The organism is Peterkaempfera griseoplana, assembly GCF_001418575.1.
Classification (GTDB): domain Bacteria; phylum Actinomycetota; class Actinomycetes; order Streptomycetales; family Streptomycetaceae; genus Peterkaempfera; species Peterkaempfera griseoplana.
The window spans coordinates 1-6,253 of sequence record NZ_LIQR01000171.1; the positions used below are offsets into that span (position 1 = coordinate 1).

The following is a 6,253-nucleotide window of genomic DNA, read 5'->3' on the forward strand; positions in this document are numbered from 1 at the left end:
ACGTTCATGCCGTGCTTCTTGTGCTTGCCGGAGTGTGCGCCGTGAGGCGCTTGTTGTTCGAGTGGAGGTGAAAGACCACCACCATCGTCCTGTCGCAGCAGGGCGGTTGAAGCTGGGGGCAGTCTGATCCGGGAGGTGCCGGGGAGGACGGAAGCAGCCCTGACAAAGCCGGGACGTGCCAGTACTGCCAGATGGTGCGGGTCCGGCGAGCGAGACGGAGAGGAGTACGCGAGGAACCGGCGTCTACGCCTCCTTAAGGCACGCCAGCTCGAACCTGGTGGATCTGGGCTGGATGCGGTGCGTCCCTGCTGGATATTCGGCCGGCGGGGAACTTCCTGGGCGATCTATTTCGGTCGTGCGGGGAGGCCACGGTGAAGTGCTGCGGGGTAGCCGTGGCGAGGCCGCGGGGGCATAGCCGGGCTCCTACTCCGACGATCGAACAGCGAGTGAACACGGGAACCGTCCCTGCTTCGCCCTCCCGCCGCGCCTCCAGCGCGGCGGATGGGCTGGGTCCATCGTCGGCCGATCGGGTCGGGACGGGGCGGAGCCGCCGTAGTACTCCGAGCCGGGGAGAGCCCGGCACATGGGGAAGGGCGGCAGCGGTTTCGAGAAGGGAAGGGGGCTGCAATGCTGAAAGACGCGCTGCTGAACAGCAGTGCTCCCGAGGCCCCATCGGGGTCTCACCAGCGGGTATCGGGGATGCAGGCCAAGCTTCACCGTTGGGCGGCGGCCGACCACGGCCGCAGGTTCGACGATCTGTTCAACCTCGTCTGCGACCCGGCGACGCTGCTCGTGGCGTTCGAACGGGTCGCGGGAAACAAGGGGGCCCGGACACCCGGCGTCGACGGCATCACCGTCGTCGACGTGGAGCGGGAACTCGGCCTTCCGGGTTACCTGGAGGACCTGCGACGCGTACTGAAGACGGGTGAATTTCGCCCGCTGCCGGTGCGCGAGCGCAAGATCCCCAAGCCCGGTGGTAGCGGGAAGGTGCGCAAGCTCGGCATCCCGACCGTCTCCGACCGGGTGGTCCAGGCGGCCCTCAAGCTGGTGCTGGAGCCGATCTTCGAGGCCGACTTCAAGCCGGTTTCCTACGGCTTCAGGCCCATGCGGCGGGCACACGACGCGGTCGCCGAGATCCACCGTTACGGCACCAGCGGCTATCGCTGGGTGCTGGATGCGGACATCGAGGCGTGCTTCGACTCCATCGACCACACGGCCCTGCTGGACCGGGTGCGCGCGAGGGTCAAGGACAAGCGCGTGCTGCGGCTGGTCAAGGCGTTTCTCAAGGCCGGAGTCCTCATCGAGGGCGGCGGCCGCGAGGAGACCTTCACCGGCACTCCGCAGGGCGGCATCCTCTCCCCGCTCCTGGCGAACATCGCCCTGTCCGCGCTCGACGAGCACGTGATGGAGCCGTGGGAGCCGGGCGGGAGGATGTCCACCAGAGGCAGGCGGGCACACCACCGTCACCACGGCCGCCCGAACTGGCGCATCGTCCGCTACGCGGATGACTTCGTCGTCCTGGTCGACGGCAGCCGTGACGACGTCGCCCGTCTGCGCGAGGACATCGCCGACGTACTGCACCCTCTCGGGCTGAGGCTGTCACCGGCCAAGACCCAGATCGTGCACATGTCGGACGGGTTTGACTGCCTGGGGTTCCGCATCCAGTGGCGCCGCAAGCGAGGCTCGAACAAGTGGTACGTCTACACCTTCATCGCCGACAGGCCCATCCGGCAGCTGAAGGACAAAATTCGTACCTTGACGAACAGAACGTCGCAGCAGGACCCCGGGGCCGTGCTCAGAAGGATCAACCAGATCCTGCGCGGCTGGGTCAACTACTTCAAACACGCGGTATGCAAGACCACGCTGAAGGCCCTGGACCAGTTCGTATGGCGACGGGTGACCAGCTGGTGGATGGTGCTGCACCGCTGGAAGTGGAAGGACGTCCGCCGACGCTTCACCGACCGCGACGGCCGGTGGCACAAGCTCACGGCGGGCGGGATCGAACTGTTCCCGATGGTCTCGACGGCGGTCACCCGCTATCGCTACCGGGGCAACACGATCCCCAACCCCTGGACCCTCAACCACGCTTGAACGGCAGAGACCGTGGAGAGCCCGGTGCGGTGAGAGCCGCACGCCGGGTTCGGCGAGCGGCACGGAGAAACGGACCGATGGCAACATCGGCACCGCGCTCCGTGCCGACTCAACAGTACGGCCGGTCGGCGGCGACCCGGTCGATGGGCAGCAGGGTGCCGTCGAGGATGACGAACGCCTTGCGTGTGGCGGCGCGGGTGGCCGTGGCGAGGTCCGGGGCGACCGCGGCCAGGACGTCGACCGCCTCGGTGATGTAGCGGTAGACGGTGGCGATCCCGACGCCGAAGCCGGCCGCGAGCTGGGCGTAGGTGTGGCCGCACCGCAGGTGGGCCAAGGCCATCAGGGCCTGCCGGTCCGCGGGAAGCCGGCGCCACCGCGTGCCGAGCTCCAGGCGCCGGGCAGACAGCAGGCGGGAGAGGTAGCGCAGGGTCGAGCTGGACAGATCGATCCCCGATGGGTACACAAGCACGCGAAGCTCCGGGCGGACAGGTTGATCTTGGTCGACAACCCATCTACCAGGAGCTTCACCTCTTCCCGGACACCACCCCCACGCCAACTTGCCAGCTGCTCAACCAAGTTGGAAACAGCTCAATGTTCCGGTGACCGCGGCCGGTACGGACCTTGGAGGCGTCCTCACGCAAGGTGGTGTCCCGCACGAAGTGCAGGCGGTTCTCGATGGTCCACTGCGAGCGGGCAAGCTTGCCGATCCGCTCAGATGATGCCTGGTGGTGGCTCAGGTCGGTGTGCGCGTAGACGGTCTGGCGGGTCAGCCTCCCGGTCTTCAGGCTCATACGACACCGGGTGATCCGGCCGGCCTGGACGGCGTGCGGGAAGTCCAGCCCCAGGTCGGTGACGGTCAGCACGCGTACTGCGCGGGTCTCCCGGCGGCCGTGGCAGGTCCCGCGCTGGTAGTGCCGTGCGGTGACCTCGCTCAACGGCAGGGATCGCAACCGGGCGAACAGGACGGGCGTGGAATCAGCCCCGCGGCGCGGTGCCCCGAGGGGTCGTTTCCGCGCGGCTCCTCCCCAAAACGGACGTGCGGGTTTCCCCGCATCCGGCTCTCCAGTGGTGCTACTGAGCGATCGGCTGCCGGTGGGTCTCGGCGTGACAGCGGTCGCGGACGAATCCGGCCGCGCGCGTGGTCGATCGGCGGCAGCAGGAGCCCGTGGGCCACCATCCAGTGGCGCAACCCAGAAGCGCAGAAACTGCCGACCCTCCGCATCGAGATCCTGACCGAGCTCCCCGAAAGGATCGCCCAGATCAACGCTGCGGCGCGCTGAGCATCGTCCCCCGCCCAATGCTGCCGGTCACCCACTGCCGCACGCCCTCCAGATCCTTACCCCAGGCCAGCGCCCGCCGGGGTTCCCGAACCACTGCAGCCCAGCCGCCTACCACCTGATCGCAAGCTGAACCTGGTCCGCAACGAGCAGGCCCCTGAACCATCAGCAGGGCGTTCCGTGAGCGGATTCTCACCCACGGCCCACCGACGGTGCGCGCCCTGCGGCGAACGGTGCGCACCAGGAGGAAAGCCGACTCCATCGTCGACCATCGCGGCGGCGTCCAAGCTACAGTCCACGTAGCCGACACCGCTTTCCTCACAACCAGGCGGGTGCGAGGTTCGCCGTCTCGCCGTCTCCGGACAGGGTGGACACCCAGGCGATCGGCCGTGGCACCACCACGGCCGTGAGCAGCTTGTAGAAGGCCCCTGGATCCATTGCGTCGGGGTCGTAGTCGATGCGCATGGGGCCAGTATCGCCGCGGGAAACCTGCAGCGTGCCAGCCACACGGGCGCATGGGCGTCCGTCGGTGCGACGGAAGGTGTCCGGGGCCGGTCCGCCGCGAGCAGCCAGGCTGAGCCTTTCATGACGCATTCGTCCGCCCTGTCCGTCCGGGACGACTTCGAGCTCCCCGCGCACGTCCGCAACCGCGGCATCACTCTCGACATCCACGACCAGTTGTCCGCGTTCGTGCCACAGCGACCTGGGGCATTTCTGCGGATCTCCTCCGACCGGTTCGGTCTGGAGGCCGGCGTGGAGCGGCAGTTGGAGGATTCCGAGGACACCCGCACCCGACTCGCCTGGGGACCCTTTGCCCGGGTCTACAAGGAGAACGACACCTCGGCGTTCAAGAAGAAGAAGCTCGTGCGGGCGGACGGGTCGATCGACTGGGTGGTGATGCGTCCGAAGTTCCGTCAGCTGCTGGCCGACCTGGCGAGCGGGATCATCGACGGAGTGATCTTTTACGACCTGGACCGCCTGGTGCGTCAGCCGCGCGACCTGGAAGACCTCATCGACGTCGTCGAGTACGTCAAGCGTCCGGTGATCGGTGCCACCGGCGGCCGGATGAACCTGATCAACAACAGCGACCGGCACATGGCCCGCATGATGTGCGTGATGGCCCTGAAGTCCTCCGAGGACACCGCCCGGCGCGTCGCACGCATGCATCTGTCCCTCGCCCAGGAGGGGAAGGTCCAGGGCCGCATCGCCTACGGCTGGGTCCGCAAGGGCCCCGGCAAGGGCACCACCGTGCCCGCAGAAGCCGCCATCGTCCGCCGCATCTTCACCTCCTGCCTCACCTGCCGGCCGAGCAGCGAAACGCGGGCATCATCTACTCCGCGCGCCGCGTTCGCGGAGCTCTCTCAAGTGGCCGGTCTCGTAACGCGGTTGTCGCCCGACAACCCTCTGAGGAGATCGCGTCCTTCAGCCGCCCCCCACTAGCCCTTCGCCGCTGACCCGCGCGGAGTAGAGTCCGGCGGCATGCACCCGATCTGCCGCCGCGGCCCCCGTCTTACTCTCCGACAGTTGACTGTCGAAGACGTCGACGCAGTCCACACCATCTACGGCAGCCCGGAGGCGACCGCCCACCTGTCGTTCGAGCCCCGCTCGCTCGACCAGGTGGGCGCCATCGTCACGCGCTCCATCGCATCAGCCGCTGCAGAGCCCCGCGATGAGTACGCGGTCGCGGTCATCGAGAGCGCCAGCGGCGCGCTCGTCGGCTTCGCCCGCCTGGCTGCGAACGCTACGCCGCCCCGCTGATGGCCACCCTCGACAGCGAGAACTGATCAGGCCTGCCGCTGCGGTCGGGGTCGGAGCCGCAGCCAGGATCGCGCGTGCCTCTCGCGAGCACAGGTCGTGCTTGTGGTCGGCGAACGCCGCCAGGATGGCCGGGTAGAACTCCCGCAGCTGGGACCGGAGTTTGTTGTGGGCCTGGCCGCGGTCCCAGACAGCGTCCTGCTGGGCTCGGGCAAGTACGGCGATCGCCTGCACGAGTTCGGAATCCGCAGGTAGTGGCCGGTGAGCGGCTATGTCGGTCCGCAGGATGTTCGCCAATGCGGCGGCGTCAACGGCATCGGACTTCCTCCGGGCGACCGAGTGCCGGTCGCGGTAGCGGGCGACCGCCAGCGGGTTGATCGCGTAGACCGGGCGGCCACTGGCCCGCAGACAGGCGACGAGAAGTCCGCGTGAGGTTTCGATCGCGACGGGGATGGCCGCGTCCGCGCGGTCGCCGTGTTCCAGCAGCAGGGCGGTGAGCTGCGCGAACCCGGCCGCATCGTCGCTGATCCGTGCCTTGGCGAGTTGTGTTCCGCCGGCGTCGACCACGTCCTCGGGACGGACCATCTCGATCCAGCGGGCGAGGTCGTCGAGTTCCTGGCCGGCGGTCTGCGGGAACAGGTGATAGGCGATGCGCAGGGAGAGCCGGCCCTCCCTGGCCAGCTCGGTCACCGTGCTGTAGTTGTCCGGGAAGTTCTGGAAGCCTCCGGCGGCGTCGATCGCGGAGGTCAGCCCGAACCGGTTCAGCTCCCGCAGGAAGTGCAGGGTGGAGGTCTTCTGCTCCCCGCTGTCGAGCAGGGGGGCCTTGGCGAGGGTGGAGTAGAGGATCAGCGCGCTGGGCGCGGCCAGCAGCATGCCGTTGGGGTCGCCGTTGCGGTCCCGGACCAGCTGCCCGCCCCTGGGGTCGGGGGTGTCCCGGGTGTAGCCGACGGCCTTCAGCGCCGCCCGGTTCAGGATCGCCGACTGGTACAGATGCAGCACGAACACCGGGGTGTCCGGTGCGGCGGCATTCAGCTCGGCGGGAGTGGGCAGCCGCCGTTCGGCGAACTGCTCGGCCGACCAGCCGCCCACCACGCGCACCCACTGCCCCTTGGGTGTGCGGGCCACCTGCT

General features: G+C 68.4%; 5 protein-coding genes and 2 pseudogenes. 3 read left to right on the forward strand and 4 right to left on the reverse strand.

What is annotated here, in order from left to right; translation table 11 throughout:
* Positions 1-699 precede the first annotated feature (699 nt).
* Positions 700-2,091 (forward strand): group II intron reverse transcriptase/maturase, encoded by a 1,392-nt coding sequence (ltrA, locus tag AOK09_RS13795; protein ID WP_456153968.1) that lies wholly within the window; start codon positions 700-702, stop codon positions 2,089-2,091.
* Positions 2,092-2,206: 115 nt separating this feature from the next.
* On the opposite strand, the pseudogene AOK09_RS13800 reads toward ltrA, so the two are convergent.
* From AOK09_RS13800 to AOK09_RS37730, 3 genes and pseudogenes are all read right to left on the reverse strand, one after another.
* Positions 2,207-2,560 (reverse strand): annotated as a pseudogene (locus AOK09_RS13800) (helix-turn-helix domain-containing protein); the annotation flags it as partial.
* A 55-nt stretch (positions 2,561-2,615) separates the two neighbouring features.
* Positions 2,616-3,026 (reverse strand): hypothetical protein, encoded by a 411-nt coding sequence (locus tag AOK09_RS13805; protein WP_175609300.1) that lies wholly within the window; start codon positions 3,024-3,026, stop codon positions 2,616-2,618.
* A 672-nt stretch (positions 3,027-3,698) separates the two neighbouring features.
* Positions 3,699-3,833, reverse strand: a pseudogene (locus tag AOK09_RS37730) (flavin reductase family protein); the annotation flags it as partial.
* Positions 3,834-3,953: 120 nt separating this feature from the next.
* Here AOK09_RS37730 and AOK09_RS13810 point away from each other — a divergent pair.
* Both AOK09_RS13810 and AOK09_RS37735 read left to right on the forward strand, forming a co-directional pair.
* Positions 3,954-4,808, forward strand: coding sequence for a recombinase family protein (locus AOK09_RS13810; RefSeq protein ID WP_055587471.1), 855 nt, complete (start codon positions 3,954-3,956; stop codon positions 4,806-4,808).
* A 39-nt stretch (positions 4,809-4,847) separates the two neighbouring features.
* Positions 4,848-5,126, forward strand: coding sequence for a GNAT family N-acetyltransferase (locus AOK09_RS37735; RefSeq protein ID WP_079063037.1), 279 nt, complete (start codon positions 4,848-4,850; stop codon positions 5,124-5,126).
* Here AOK09_RS37735 and AOK09_RS43680 read toward each other — a convergent pair.
* Positions 5,016-6,253 (reverse strand): amidohydrolase family protein (locus tag AOK09_RS43680; protein WP_245687280.1); only part of this gene is annotated, 1,238 nt, incomplete at its 5' end. The genes AOK09_RS37735 and AOK09_RS43680 overlap by 111 nt on opposite strands.